The 14516-nt window shown below is 43.8% G+C and carries 15 protein-coding genes; 8 read left to right on the forward strand and 7 right to left on the reverse strand.

The features are described 5' to 3' along the window. Positions 1–62 precede the first annotated feature (62 nt). The 3 genes from FQV43_RS05990 to FQV43_RS06000 all read left to right on the forward strand — a co-directional run bounded on the left by FQV43_RS05990 (position 63) and on the right by FQV43_RS06000 (position 2183). A complete protein-coding gene (locus FQV43_RS05990) occupies positions 63–803 on the forward strand; it encodes a hypothetical protein (protein WP_146339451.1) in 741 nt (246 codons plus the stop codon). Positions 804–952: 149 nt separating this feature from the next. Then, positions 953–1426 carry a hypothetical protein gene (locus FQV43_RS05995; protein WP_246846862.1) on the forward strand — a complete coding sequence of 158 codons (474 nt, stop codon included), beginning with the start codon at positions 953–955 and terminating at the stop codon, positions 1424–1426. Between the two features lie 100 nt (positions 1427–1526). Next, the gene (locus FQV43_RS06000) at positions 1527–2183 is read left to right on the forward strand and encodes a hypothetical protein (protein ID WP_146339453.1); all 657 of its coding nucleotides are present in this window, start codon (positions 1527–1529) and stop codon (positions 2181–2183) included. A 23-nt stretch (positions 2184–2206) separates the two neighbouring features. Here the strand turns inward: FQV43_RS06000 and FQV43_RS06005 are convergent, their stop codons facing one another. After that, positions 2207–2932, reverse strand: coding sequence for a hypothetical protein (locus FQV43_RS06005; RefSeq protein WP_144273037.1), 726 nt, complete (start codon positions 2930–2932; stop codon positions 2207–2209). Further along, the gene (locus tag FQV43_RS06010; protein WP_146339455.1) at positions 2923–4515 is read right to left on the reverse strand and encodes a serine/threonine-protein kinase; all 1593 of its coding nucleotides are present in this window, start codon (positions 4513–4515) and stop codon (positions 2923–2925) included. The genes FQV43_RS06005 and FQV43_RS06010 overlap by 10 nt, the downstream gene beginning before the upstream one ends. A gap of 243 nt (positions 4516–4758) precedes the next feature. Between FQV43_RS06010 and FQV43_RS06015 the strand changes: the two genes are divergently transcribed. The 4 genes from FQV43_RS06015 to FQV43_RS06030 all read left to right on the forward strand — a co-directional run bounded on the left by FQV43_RS06015 (position 4759) and on the right by FQV43_RS06030 (position 7976). After that, positions 4759–5049 (forward strand): hypothetical protein, encoded by a 291-nt coding sequence (locus FQV43_RS06015; protein WP_146339458.1) that lies wholly within the window; start codon positions 4759–4761, stop codon positions 5047–5049. Positions 5050–5146: 97 nt separating this feature from the next. Continuing rightward, entirely contained in the window at positions 5147–6403 is a 1257-nt protein-coding gene (locus FQV43_RS06020) for a hypothetical protein (RefSeq protein ID WP_146339460.1), read from the forward strand. Between the two features lie 33 nt (positions 6404–6436). Continuing rightward, positions 6437–7177, forward strand: a complete 741-nt coding sequence (locus FQV43_RS06025; protein ID WP_146339462.1) for a hypothetical protein — start codon at positions 6437–6439, stop codon at positions 7175–7177. Between the two features lie 139 nt (positions 7178–7316). Continuing rightward, complete coding sequence (locus FQV43_RS06030) at positions 7317–7976, forward strand: LppP/LprE family lipoprotein (protein ID WP_146339464.1); 660 nt, start codon at positions 7317–7319, stop codon at positions 7974–7976. An 8-nt stretch (positions 7977–7984) separates the two neighbouring features. On the opposite strand, the gene dapF is transcribed toward FQV43_RS06030, so the two are convergent. The 3 genes from dapF to FQV43_RS06045 are packed head-to-tail and all read right to left on the reverse strand — an operon-like array spanning position 7985 to position 10448. After that, a complete protein-coding gene (gene dapF, locus FQV43_RS06035) occupies positions 7985–8845 on the reverse strand; it encodes a diaminopimelate epimerase (RefSeq protein WP_146339466.1) in 861 nt (286 codons plus the stop codon). Next, positions 8842–9762 (reverse strand): tRNA (adenosine(37)-N6)-dimethylallyltransferase MiaA, encoded by a 921-nt coding sequence (gene miaA, locus FQV43_RS06040; RefSeq protein WP_146339467.1) that lies wholly within the window; start codon positions 9760–9762, stop codon positions 8842–8844. The genes dapF and miaA overlap by 4 nt, the downstream gene beginning before the upstream one ends. Before the next feature lie 26 nt (positions 9763–9788). Then, the gene (locus tag FQV43_RS06045) at positions 9789–10448 is read right to left on the reverse strand and encodes a hypothetical protein (protein WP_146339469.1); all 660 of its coding nucleotides are present in this window, start codon (positions 10446–10448) and stop codon (positions 9789–9791) included. Positions 10449–10632: 184 nt separating this feature from the next. On the opposite strand from FQV43_RS06045, the gene FQV43_RS06050 reads away from it, so the two are divergent. After that, a complete protein-coding gene (locus tag FQV43_RS06050) occupies positions 10633–11955 on the forward strand; it encodes a DUF349 domain-containing protein (protein ID WP_146339471.1) in 1323 nt (440 codons plus the stop codon). Between the two features lie 134 nt (positions 11956–12089). Here FQV43_RS06050 and FQV43_RS06055 read toward each other — a convergent pair whose 3' ends face one another. Both FQV43_RS06055 and miaB read right to left on the reverse strand, forming a co-directional pair. After that, positions 12090–12746 (reverse strand): hypothetical protein, encoded by a 657-nt coding sequence (locus FQV43_RS06055; RefSeq protein WP_144273047.1) that lies wholly within the window; start codon positions 12744–12746, stop codon positions 12090–12092. Positions 12747–12833: 87 nt separating this feature from the next. Next, positions 12834–14366 (reverse strand): tRNA (N6-isopentenyl adenosine(37)-C2)-methylthiotransferase MiaB, encoded by a 1533-nt coding sequence (gene miaB, locus FQV43_RS06060; protein WP_144273441.1) that lies wholly within the window; start codon positions 14364–14366, stop codon positions 12834–12836. Positions 14367–14516: the final 150 nt, after the last annotated feature.

The following is a 14516-nucleotide window of genomic DNA, read 5'->3' on the forward strand; positions in this document are numbered from 1 at the left end:
AGGAAACTTGTAGCACTCGGTGAGTTTTCTTCTTCTGTTCAATCGGCGTACACTTTTCTTCCATGAGCAATGACTTGGCAAGTTTCGGAATGGTATTCGACAATTGGCAGCACGCCGTTGAAGCAGCAATAGCCACAAATCAACTCAGTGTTACTGGTGAAGTACGCGGTGGCCAGCTTGTACAATATACCGATGCTTCTGGTGCTCAGATCAACATTCTTGCAGTCGAACCCTTTGCGGCTTTCGCTGGATTTGAGGCACTTACTATCTCCTTTGCTCATGTCACCATGCTCAATGATGTTCTTGCTCTGTGCGAGATTATTGGCTACGACGAAAAACCAATCACACAACTAACTTGCAACCTTTCTCAGGGACCATTACTCGTAGATGAGCCCGAACAGCGTTGGCAGCAAATTGGACTGACTGCTCTTGCACATGAAATAGAAATTTTTTCTTCCGAAACTGAGTTCTTGGCTTCCTACCCAGATGCGTTAACGCATGAGTTTCATTCCCTTGGTGCCGCAGCCATTGGTGATGGTTCCGCCACCCCTAATGCCGAAGCTACTTTTAGCGCGAAGGTTCTTGAAGCAGAATATCGAACCAATAGTTTAACTGGTCAGCGTTTTATCCGCGCCACTGTCGACGGTTCTTTTGCCTTTGATCTCTGCTTTGCTGGAGATCAGGAATTACCAAAGAAAGGTGCTATTATCCGGGGTAGTGCTACTCTGGTTGGTTCTCTTATTGCACCTCAAGGCTGTGGCGGCGCATGCCAAGCTGGTGGCTGTGGTTGTGGCGGTCACTGATAACTCATTGCGATAAAGCAATAGTGCACCAGCATTCCCCCACCGTTATCCCACCAGTCAAAGCTACTTGCTGCAAATTACGATAAACTTAAAATACTATGCCGGAGTTTTCTTCTATACCACCTAAGCATCACAACCAATGGAGGCTTTTGATCTTCATCATCCTGTGTTGTGTTCTTTTGGTCTACCTACTAAAAACCGCCGGACTAATCATTGCAATAATAATCGGAATTGGGGCGTTTATTAGCTGGTATTATCGACCCAATTATCAAGAAGTTACCACTCTGAGAGCTTCCATCTTGTTATCCGTCGAAGATATCCAAGAAGTACTGAATCAATACCAGAAATTTTCTTTCGGAAATGACGCAGATTCCATTGCAGATCGCACTTTATACCGACCAGAGCTGATCAATAAGAATTCACGTGTCTCAGCGATTTCCGCTTTTCATGATCTATATTCCGCAAGCGAAAACTTTATCTCACGCGTACACGTAAAACTAGAAGAAGATCTTGACGCAGCTCAACTAAAATCTTTGCTCTATATCACCGATCGTCGAGCGCAAGAACTGCAGCAAGCATGGATTATGGCTAGACAAGCTGCTCTAACACTAAACGAAGAATGATATTTTCTTTCCACTACCCCCATCGTGATAGGAGCTTGACTTTCACGATTAAGCATTTTATGTTTTTATAGACAAAATTAATCCAAGGGGGATATCAACTATGCAATCACTCATTAAAGATGAAAACTCCATCATTTTTGTTCGCAAACAGAAAGGAATTATAAATGGATTAGAAATCCTTAATACTGGAATACGCAGTGGACAATTACTGCGTCTAGGGCGAGGCAGCTTCATCCCAGCGCACCATTATCATTCTCTCAATGAATTAGAGCAATACACCGTGTGGATCAAAGCAGTTGCTGCAGACTATGCACAGTATGCAATGGTCGGAAATTCAGCAGCAATCCTGCATAACCTATGGTTTCATAACTCCCGTCCTTTTCGAGTAGAAATACATAGACGGACAACTCTTTTTAGAAAGAGAACCACTGCCCCACTGCATTTGTACAACGTCCGCGTTACCCCAGATGAAATAGAAGTCCTGGGAGGGGTTAAAGTCACTAACATTGCAAGAACGATCCTCGATATTTTCCGTATTCATGACGCTCATTCTGCATTTGTTACACTGAGCCATGCACTAGCTACCAATCGAGTAACATTGGCTGAATTAGAACAGGCAGCCAACCAATGCACCTGGCTTGATCATCTCCATGAATATGACCAACTCATAAAAGAAATACGCTATCCTTTTGCGACCAAAGAAGAAGCATTGGCCTATAGCCATGCTCACATCGAGCTAGAGGAAAAATTCTTCTAAAAATAGCTCTGCAAGCACGAGCATCAGCCATTCTCTGGCAAATAGTCGCTATGCTCCCAGGCATAGCGCGCCAAAATAAGTCTCTTTGACATAGATGAATGCTTTGTCGGACGCAAAACTCCTCTGTCTTCAAGGGTTTTATACAGATGATTAATTTTTGTTTCGATTTTTTTCCTTGACCATCCAAGCTTATCTTCAAGTTCCTCAACAGAAGGAGCATCAGACCAGTCAGCACCAGAATCATAGAAGCGGGATCTCAATGCAATGAGCAGTTCTATCTGCTCATCACGCATCTTTATATTGCCGTCCATAGTTTCGGCACCAGTTATTTCCGTTGATTGCGGTTGCGCAAATTGAGGTTTATCCAAGACTAAGTTGAAATGAAATTCATAGTTCCTTTCTCTAGTAGAAAAAGTAACTGCAGAACCACCGAGCGGGACAGGATAAATGGCGCCACTTCCCATTGTCAGACCAGCATAAACCCTTTTTGTGCGAGGTCGTACCATAACAGGGATTTTTGTCCCCACATTTTTCATATACCAAGTGTTATCTTCATACCAGAAGCGCATGAGTTCACGGTGAAGAAATTGATCATCCTCACCGATGCGGAATGTTCCACCCCGCCCAACAGTAACTACTGTGTCTTGTGGTGGAGTAAAAAACTCTTTTTTGCCCAATAAATCATCAAAATACAATCGCGGCGGCAATGATTGTGCACGCGATTGCTCAGAAGAAATATTTAGCTGCATAGTGGTATGTTCATCCTTTTTTGACTGGAATCGGTTCCATAAACGAGCACTGCAAAACGAGACTTGTCTTTTTCCGGCAATAAAGTGAAATAATGATTATCACCTTCAACACGCTCTACCGACGTTATTGTGCATAGCCCATTAGAAAGCGTTTCCTTGTCTTCATCTTGTATATCATCCACACCGATTATGTCATTACGTATCGCAGAATCAGAAAAATCAGCAATCACATATGACAATCCCTCATCATTATGGCACGCTATGCGAGCTTTCTCCTTATCCTGTGGCTGTTCTAATTCACACTTCGCGTTCTCCCACCCTGGTTTACCAGGTGCTTGAGATACAAGCCCAGGAAAAGCCTGTGCAATGCTAGCTGCTTCTGCCTCCCATTTTTCTTGGAAAAACGTCGTATAGCAGAATAATCCAGCAGCAACAAGAGCAACTACAAGTAATCCGACAAGGGAAACCAGAAGAGGTTTATTCTTTTTCTTCTCTACCCTGTATGCACCACTATCTGCTGTATTTTCACTCGCCGCCCCATAGAAACGAGTATCATCACTGCGGTTCTGGGAAATGAATCTCCCAGAAAGCGCTTGGATAAAATCAGTAGCTGTTGTAAATCTTTCTTGCGGATCATTATGTAATGCCTTCTGGAGTACATACCCAATATCACTATGCCGTGACACATTAGCAGGAGACAGCAATCTCAAAAGATTCGCTGGTAGTCGTCTTCCATGCGGAGTTGTCCATGCGTGCCTATTGACTAACGACTCCAAAGAGTGCAAAGTTAGCATCTCAAAAGCAATGAGCGCAAAAGAATAATTATCAGTATTTTTTGTTTCCTCCTGATAGCTAGCGGTGTCATATAACTCTGGCGCGATATAACACCGAGTACCAATCACTGAATCAAAAGAAGTAATTTTTGTGCTCTCAGTTGTTTTACTAATCCCAAAATCAACCAACACTGCCCCGGAGTAATCTTTAGGAACCATGATATTTGCAGGCTTAATATCACGGTGAATAACCTCTGGTTGGCGACTATGCAGATAATCAAGCGCCTCTGCAATGGGAGCGAGAAGCTGACATACTTCTTCTACAGTAAACGGTATATGCTTGTTTTTTCGATCATTAATATATTTTTCTAGTGGAACACCATCAATATATTCCATGACAAAATATGCATCACCGCGATCAGTAACACCTGAATCATAAATACTCACAATATGCTGGTGTTTCAGACCCGATAAAATCTGCATTTCACTACGGAAACGATTATCATCAGCTCGGGTACGGCCAATGCTATCGCCTAAGACTTTAATTGCCACAGTACGGCTGAGGTTGGGATCCCACGCTTTATAGACTGTTCCCATACCACCGCGACCAATACACTCAAGCCCATTTAGTTTTTCATGCTCCTGAATGTAGTCCACAATATAGTCATGGCGTGTCACTCCACCCCACAACTCATTTTTACTCACCCCGAGAGATGCGTCAGGATCAAGAGTGGGTTCAGAACTTATATCTGCTGATACAGGAGCAGAATGGGCTTCGTCGAAAGAATTATTGTGGGTATTTTCGCTCATTTTCTCCTGCTCAATGTCTCCATACCGTCTATATATCTATTAAAACTAAATACGTAGTTTCTTGTAATTAACTAAAACCTACTATTCCCATTCATACCGAGCAACCTTACGAGTATTTTTACTCATATTCTTCCTATCGGCTTTTAAGATATTTTTTTAACATTTATCCTCAGTTGCAGGCGCAAAAAGTTATGGTTCCACATTTTGCCCAGCACCATACCTCTCTAGTATTTGAGGAACAACATGCACTATGACCTATACCAAACATTAAAAATAGATCCTTCACTGTCTTGCACAGCAATTAATGATCTTCTTAGCCAACGCTTGCAGTCTGCGTACGACGAAGGGCAAGATATTAATGATCCGGAAGTAGATATGCTTACCACCTCTATTAACATCTTATCTTCTGCTTATCGACGAAAAATCTACGATTCCAGACTGCACGATACGAGGGATTATGTTGATGTACCAGAGCTACGTCGTATAGCTGTATTGGATAAGGATAATAATAACCACACTAACCAGCACAAATGAAACATGAATAGTTGTTTTGTTTCAGTATCTTCGTTACCATTTCTAATGGCTAAGTTTGATTTTTCCAAGAATCAACTGATGTACTTTAAGGAGAAAAATGCCAAAACATATAGATCTATATGCAGAGCTAAATCTTGATAAATCTGCTACTCAGGAGCACATCTCCAGTGCTGTTGAGCAAGCAAAAACCCATGTTCCTGATTGGGATATAGAAAAGAAAGAACTTGTCACGCTTGCAGAAGCGATCCTCCTTGACAGCACAAAGAAAGTTCAATACGACCGAGTGCTCGCACAAGATCCTGCAATACGCGCAATTTCTATACAGGATTTACAAGAATTAGCACAAATGCCAGGTAATAATTCTCCTCAGCAGCAGGAAGAAACCGTACAACCTTATTACGGACAAACCCAATACCACTCTCGCGCGCCACAGGAACAACCAGCTGCCGCACAAGAACCTGCTGCTCCAGCTTATGGAGCACCACAACAGAGTGCTCAGCCTCAAACCCACATTCCATATGGCTCTCAAGCAGCACCTCAACAAAATTTCCAGCAGGCACACCACAATACTTTCCAAGGTGCTCCAGGTGCTCAGAACCCTCAAGGACCTAATGCTTTCGATCAAGCTGCACAGCAAGCAGCACAGCTTGGAGCAACAGCAAAAGACTCTTTTAATAAAGCAAGCACATCTGTCAAAAATGCTACGCTACAAGCACTAGGGTTCTTGCCATTACTCATCGGCTCTCTACTATTCCTCGTATTGAACTTCTTTAATTGGCGAGTATCTACCTATAGTGATTCCGATAGCTTCGCAGGGGAAGTAAAAATTGGTGTCAGTGGCTTTGGCGTTATCGGATACAGTATGCCAAGTAAACTGGCTAAATACATGGAAATCAGCGCCTCTGACTCAATGTGGCAACTAACCCCTACAGTTGTTCTAGTACCACTTGTAGCCGTTGCTTTGCTCATTTTTGCTGCACTATCTTTTAATAAAGCAAAAACCCAACGCCTAGGTGGTTTCTTAGCTCTACTAGGATCAATCATTTCCCTATACTGGGTCACTTTGGGTGCAACTTCCCTATCTAGCCTATTTACCGAGATGTCCGATTTGCTCGAATCCGAAGAAGCAGCATCTGGTTTCCTCGATCTTTTCCATTCTATGGGCGATGTAAAACCAACTCTCTTCTATTGGCTAGCTGTATTAGTAGTGCTTGCACTCACTGGGCTAAGCGTTATCTTGTTCCTACGTTCCACCAAGGAAGAACCATCCATGCTGCCAGCACCTGCGCAATCACCGCAACCAGCTCAACCATGGACAGGTACCCCAAATAGCAACAACCCGCAGCAACAGTAGTTACAACAGATACAAAGAAGGTAGAGAACAATAATGACTACACCTCAACAGCCATCACAACCATATGGCTACCAACAACAGCAACCTACACCAGCGCAACCATACTCTGTTCCCTCCGCAACTGAGATAAGAAATAAAGTATCTTCTTTCTCTAATGCCCAAATTTTTAGCATCAGTATGATTGTGCTTACCCTCATTTTGTGGGGACTGCGTACTCTTTCTTGGGTTAACGCAAAGAGTACCGAAATAGACAATAAAGGTATTCGACTCCATGGAAACGGCAAGTTCGTTGCCTATGAAGAAAAAAGCACAGTATATAGCTTCTCCTTAAAAATGATTGCTAGCTACACTGCAGTGCTGCTGATCTTAATGTTGGTATCAGCTGGACTTGCCTTTTCTAAAGCACATCTCAATCGTGCGCTTCGCCTAGGTGGTATCAGCATCATTACCTACTTCGTCCTCAGTATTCTCACATATCTAGTTTCTTTCTCCATACCAGGAGCAATAGCGAAACTATCCGATGAAGATCCAGAAGTCGTCAAAGAACAAGTTAGCTTCGTTCCAGGAATTGGACTCATACTGACCTGGCTTGTACTGGTACTTATCATCGCCGCTGCCGTATATTTCCTTAACCAAAGCAAAAAGGCAGCACAGGCTTCTGCAGCGTTCACCCCTGATGGACAATCTTGGATGCAACAACCACAGCAAAGTTATCCACAGCAGCCTAATGGAAATAATCAAGGATATATTCCACCTCATTCTCCACAAGCCTAACGCTTGAGTTATATCTAGCGATATAGAAAACATGATAAGTAGCAAGAGCATTATTCATGCTTTTGCTACTTTATTTCATTGCTCACATCGGTATATTAATGATTATCTCTACAAGTGATGGAAAAGATTAAGGATAAGAATGCGCTCTCACACTCTAAAAACCGCAAGCATACTCACACTATGTGCACTAGCTTTAAGCGCGTGTTCTACAGATATTCTCTCTCGACCCACTACCACTACCCCAGCACCTGCTTTTACAGTCATCGAACAAAGCGATACTGAACAGCGCGATAGCGAAACTCAGCTCGACGACGAAGAAGAAAATAATGAACCAGTAACACCTGAAAATGGTGATGATAGTCAAGCAATAGCATCCCCTTCCCCACAACGTACCACATCATCTGGTTCTTCTTGCCCTGATACTGCTACTGGCAGCACTATATTAGCCCGAGCTGTTGCTGAGACACTGCCAGGATCACAAGACGGATGGTCTTGGGACGTTCAGGGAGCAGATACTTCTACTTATGATCCGTGCGCAACATTATCGTGGATAGTAGTGGGGGTACGCAATGTACCAGAAAATCAAGCACCGTATCACATCACGCTATATAAAAATGGAAAATATCTCGGTACTGCTACATTCGAGCCTTATCCTTATTACCCACAAGTCCAGCGCACAAGCGATCGCTCAATCTCTGTAACCTATTCTTGGGACTCTGGTAAGAGCTACGCCTCCTTTACCTGGAGTAATACACAAGAAAAAATTGTTATGGAAGGCGATGTACCACCGAGTAACTAACGCCTCATCTACTGGACAGGAATCTGTAGTTCCCCTACAGCAACTAACTGCGAAGGACCACGCAAAATAGCAGATTCCGGTGTGATTGTTACTGTGACAACACCACCTGGAATAATAATTTCTACTACGCCTGTGGTCTTTCCTTCATATTCAAGTGCAGCACACGCTGCTGCAACTGTACCAGTGCCACAGCTTCGAGTTTCACCTACACCACGTTCATATACACGCATATGCGCTTGATTGCTATACATTGGCGTCAACAACTCTACATTGACTCCCTGAGGGAAAAAGTCTTGATCGTACTCAGGCATAGTGAGTCGAAAAACTCTGAGTTTTTGCTCATCAAACTCTGGCACTACTGCAGCTAAATGTGGATTACCAACGTCAATTCCTACACCGTGGAAAATCTGCCCGTCGACGGTACACGAAGTTTTTCCAAGAAGTCTAGGCTGCCCCATATCTACGCTAATATCAGCGCTCTTATCATCATAGTGATGAACAGTAACACTGCGCACACCTGCCCTTGTGATTACGCGAAAAGAATTTTCCTGCACTAATCCCTGAGAACGTATCCAATGGGCAAAAACTCTTACACCGTTACCACACATTTCTGCTGTAGAACCGTCAGCATTGTAGTAATCCATGAACCAATCATCTTCTTGTGCACCTTGAGGAATATAATCAATCACACCTGCTGCTAGAAGAGCTCCAGCAGTAGATACTCTTAATAATCCATCCCCGCCAATGCCTGCACGTCGATCGCATATGGCAGTGATTGTTTGTGCCTCAAGCTGCAATTGTGCATGATGATCTGGCACGATAACGAAATCGTTTTCTGTACCGTGCCCTTTAGCGAATTGATGTTTCATAACTGTGTAATTCCTTTTACCGCTTTTATTTGCTGTTCCAAGCCGATAGACGCATCTATCCAATGGATACGTTTGTCCCGATTAAACCAACTTCGTTGTCGACGTACATAACGCCGTGTACCAGTAATTGTTCTTTCTTTTACTTCGTCCCAAGACATATGTCCTGCCAACCCAGCCAAAACCTGCGCATATCCAATTGCTCTACCTGCAGTTGAATCCGCAACTAATCCATTATGCTCACATAAATGAGCAACTTCTTCAATAAAACCATTCTCGAACATCATCTCAGTACGCTGTTCAATACGAGGATTAAGCCATTGGGATGTAGTGCGTAACCCAATCAACTGTGTGTTCCATCGTGGTGGCGCAGATTTGGGTGGCTGACTTGCTTGAAAGGGTTTACCGGTAAGCTCAATTACCTCTAAGGCGCGCACAGTACGGCGTGGATCTTTATCTTCAATAATACGAGCAGCAGCCGGATCTACCTGAGCTAAATAAGAATGTAATGCATCAATACCCAGCTGTTCTAGTTCTTGCTCCCACTTCTTTCTCACCACAGCATCAGTGGGTGGAAACTGCCAATCGTCAATAAGCGATTGAACATAGAGCATGGAACCACCAACCATAATTGGTATCTTCCCACGAGCCATAATAGCCTGCACATCTGCTATCGCCGCTTGCTGATATTGTGCAACCGACGCAGTTTGGGTCACCTCCCACACATCTAACTGATGATGTGGAATACCACAACGCTGTTCGACGGGTACCTTTGCAGTACCAATGTCCATCCCTCGATACAGCTGCATGGAATCAACATTGACTATTTCTCCATCTAATTGTTGAGCTAGTGCAATCGCTAAAGCTGATTTTCCTGAAGCCGTTGCGCCAACGATAGCAAGTGGTCGAATCGTCATCATATGAGTTGTACCATCCTTAGCTATTCCTATGCTCTACACTGCCATAATGCACAATAACGCCCTACGCCGAGGGAATCGTCGACAGCGAGTACAGATGCTTGGGTCACCTTACCTGATTGCAGAAAAGTAGCCAGTTCTACCCAAGGTTGTGGCTCTACCACCCCTCGCGTGCTCAACCATGCACTAAGATTTTCCATATTAGTTGCATACGGCGGTAACTTTCCCGAACAAATCTCTTGGCACAGTTGATGCGCCTGCCAACTGCCGGCAACGTCTGATAAAGGAGCCTGAGCATTAAGACCTGCACTGCCGTCGGCAAGCACAATGGTCAATACATTCTGTGCTTTGCCATATGATTCATATGATAAATGTTCCGTAACTGTGCAAATGCGATGCTGATACGTAACACCAATGAGATAACGAGCAACTAATTCTGGTAGATAATTTCCTGCCGCTACATTGACACTCGACGCTCCCCAGGCTTGGAAACTACCTGTTAGCTTCGTATAGTCACTGTTGTTTTTAGGAAACACTAACTCAATATGTTCTACATAAGCAGAGCATAATTCATGAATAGTTTCGGTTATTTTTTCCTGTAGCTGCCGAGAAGGCTGATGTGCAGGCGCTAATTCACGAATAAGCGCTGGACTTGAAGGAATGATAAGTAAGTAATGCACAGATCCCACTTCTGATTCTATTTTCTTTCCACATTCTACACCTATGGGGCTGTTTCCCTACTGCTTTATCCCCCTTTAGCTAACACAATTACCATTTTCACGGTATCTTTTTGATAGAGGTCTTCATTCCTCTGTTGCAATAACTTATGGCAGTCGCGTCGCGTGACACATCTAGAGAAAAGGAATACTAACCATGACTCCTTCCATCCCGAAACCAGGACCAAAGCCAGGTGCACATATAAAACCTTCTGCGCTCGCACGTCCAAATAGTAGTCGTCCTGCTGTTCATGCTTCCACAGATGATCCGCATAAATGGGGTCGCGTCGATGAACAAGGACAAGTATTCCTGATACTCGACGATGAGGAGCGGCTCATTGGCTCCTGGCAAGCAGGAACTCCAGAGGAAGGACTTGCCCACTACGCAGCACGCTTTGATGATCTCAACACAGAAGTTGAGCTCCTCGAATCTCGGCTCAACAATCACCCACAGGAATCAGCACATATTAAAGAAAAAGCACAAGAAATCTATGAAAAACTAGATTCTGCTGCAGTTATCGGCGATCTTAATAATGTAAAAAGCCGAGTAAAAACTATTATTGATTCCGCAGATAGCGTCGGAGAACAAGCAAAGCAGCAACAACAGCGTCGCCGTCAGGAAGCGATCGCGCAAAAAGAAGCGCTGATTGCCGAGGCAGAAGAACTTGCTCAGAATTCTACAGACTGGAAAAATGCTGGCGATCGTATCCGAGACATTCTCGAAGAATGGAAAACGATCCGCGGAATTGACCGAAAAACAAACGACGAGCTATGGCGACGCTACTCACGAGCACGTGATGCTTTTAACCGACGTCGTGGCGCACATTTCGCAGAACTTGATCGTGGACGTGCTGCTGCACGCAAGGCAAAAGAGGAAATTGTAGAAAAGGCACAGCAACTAGAAAACTCTACCGACTGGAACGAAACTGCAGATAAATTCCGTCAGCTCATGGCAGAGTGGAAAAAAGCTGGACGTGCCCCTCGTGATGTTGATGACAAACTATGGGCAGCATTTAAGAGTGCTCAGGATCATTTCTTTGCAGCACGTAATGCTAAGAATGATGAGCGCGACCGTGAATTTGCTGAGAATGCCTCAGCCAAAGAAAAACTGTTGCAAGAGTATGACGCACTCATAGATCCACAGACCGATATCAATGCAGCACGTACTCATTTGCAAAAGCTCCAGGAACAGTGGGATAGCATTGGTTTTGTACCACGTAATCGTGTTCGCGAATTTGAGGAAAAAATCTCTGCTCTCGAAGCACGAGTGAGTGAAGCAGAAAAAGCTCAGTGGCGCCGAACCGATCCTGAGACTCAAGCGCGTGTCGCACAGTTCAATGCCAAGGTTGAGCAATTGACTAAACAAGCCCAAACAGCAGAAGAAAAGGGTAATGACAAAAAAGCTGCTGAACTACGAGCACAAGCTGCTCAGTGGCAAGAATGGGCAGATGCAGCTAATAAAGCAGTAAATGAGCTTTAATGCCAACTAGGCTATCCTGCTCTCACTGCAATATCTTTGTTTTCCCGCTGATGTGGTAAAGCAAAACTCCTACAGCTATCAAATGCTGTAGGAGTATTTTTATTTATCCTTGACTAATCCTCGCTTGTTCATCGTTATCCATCACTATTCGTCCGAAAACGCTGCATTGCTTGCTGCCTACGATCATCAACAAATAATGGATTAGTTTCTGGTGTATTGTGCTGACGGCTAACCAATGCTGAACGCTGTGCATAAGCTACTTCATCAAGCTCCTCATGCTGAGCACGTTGAATTGCCAATGCGCGTTGTTTCTCACTTTTTGCAAAAATTACACGGCACAATGCGTATACCGAAACAACAACTGCACTTACTTCCAAATAAAACCCCATACCTATACCTGATAATCCAAGGTTCTCGGCATTTTGCAATCTAAGCCACAAAGCAAAAAGTGAAATGATCAATGCGATACCAGAAAGCAGAAAACTGATATTTGCAAAGATAGTACGCTGAGTCAGAACAAGAGCACTATTGATAATTACTACAGCGACGCTACCGAGCCAAACAAAAAGGTACTCAGTAATTTTCACTTGCACCGATAGTGCATTTTGAGAATGGAACAACACATCATAGCCATGTGCTTTTCCACTATGCGGTAGCAATAACCCAATAAGAAAAACACAGCAGCACAGCATCAGCACTATGCGTATTCGACCAAGTTCTATGTGACTAGCGGCTTCTTTTTCTTTTTCAGCTAGTGTTTTTTGCACATCAGCATGAGAAGTATGAGGCATATTTAGTTTCCTATTCACATCTGCATATACACGCTCGTTACTATCGACACGCCATATGCACTATCACTTAGTCTTCAGGATTGATTCTTAGCAATTGCATGAGCTACAACCCTGAGCATTGTCAGGAAATTCCTTTTTCGGCGCACCAATTTTTGGCAATCCCAATCCTACTCCTACAGGTTGCGTAGTTGGTACTTGACCAGCTTCGCTCATGTCACCAGCTTTGGTACGACGATGTTCCAATACACCCTCATCAGCAATGAGAAAGTGCGGTCTACCATCAGTAATTTCGACCCGAACAATATCACCAGCACGAATGTTTCCATCGATATTGCCCTGTGGCATGAAATGCACCAATCTACCATCACGAGCTCTACCAGTCATACGATTGATACCGCTATTCTTTTTAGTCGTCAAAGCGTGAACCAATACTTCTGCCTGGGTACCAACTAATTTTGCATTTTCTTCCCAGCTAATTTTTTCCTGAAGCGCAAGCAAACGTTCGTAACGATCTTGGACTATTTCCTTAGGAATCTGCTGATCATATTCTGCAGCCGGTGTACCAGGACGAGGACTGTATTGGAAAGTATATGCACTGCTGAACCGAGCTTTTGCCACAACGTCGAGAGTATCTTGAAAGTCCTGCTCAGTTTCACCAGGAAAACCGACAATAATGTCTGTGGTGATTGCTGCATGAGGAATTTTTGCGCGTACTTCATCAAGAATCGCTAAGAATTTCTTGGAGCGATAGGAGCGACGCATCTCTTTGAGCACCTTATCTGAACCAGATTGCAATGGCATATGCAGTTGTGGGCATATATTAGGCGTCTGTGCCATAGCGTCGATAACATCAGAAGTAAACTCTGCAGGATGCGGACTGGTAAACCTCAAACGCTCCAGCCCTTCAATATCACCACAAGCACGTAATAGCTTAGAAAAGGCAGAACGATCTCGTTCAATATCAGGATCGGCAAAATTAACGCCATAAGAATTAACATTTTGTCCAAGCAAGGTTACTTCGGTTACCCCCTGCTCCACTAAGGCCTTTACCTCAGCCAAAATATCACCTGGGCGTCGATCGACTTCTTTACCTCGCAATGAGGGAACGATACAAAAAGTACAAGTATTGTTACAGCCCACAGAAACTGATACCCAACCTGCATAGGAGGATTCACGTTTAGCTGGTAGCACAGATGGAAACTGCTCTAGCGAATCGACGATTTCTACTTCTGCTTTTTTATTATGTGCCGCTCGATCCAGCAGCGCAGGCAATGAACCAATGTTATGGGTACCAAAAACCACATCAACCCACGGCGCTTTTTTCACTACAGTTTCTTTATCTTTTTGCGCCAAACAACCGCCCACTGCTATCTGCATACCGGGGTGCTGTGCCTTAACTGAACGTAGCTGCCCCAAAGTTCCGTATAAGCGCAGGTCTGCATTCTCGCGTACCGCACAAGTATTAAATACAACAAGATCAGGTTCAGTATCTTGTGCAGGAATATATCCTGCATCTTCTAATAATCCCGATAAACGCTCTGAATCATGAACATTCATCTGACATCCAAAAGTACGCACTTCATAGGTGCGTTGTTTATTGGTATATGAGTCTTGTTGCATTTTTTCTTTACGTTCACTTTGGGGTTGTAACACGACCGATAAGTCTAATCCCCTTTACTCTGTTTCTAAAAATTTCCTCTCACCATAATTTCTATACTATTATAGTTATACCCTACTTTTTACCCCTACCAACCATTTATCAACTGCGAT

Origin of the sequence: Corynebacterium sp. sy039 (assembly GCF_007904105.1) — a bacterium.
Classification (GTDB): domain Bacteria; phylum Actinomycetota; class Actinomycetes; order Mycobacteriales; family Mycobacteriaceae; genus Corynebacterium.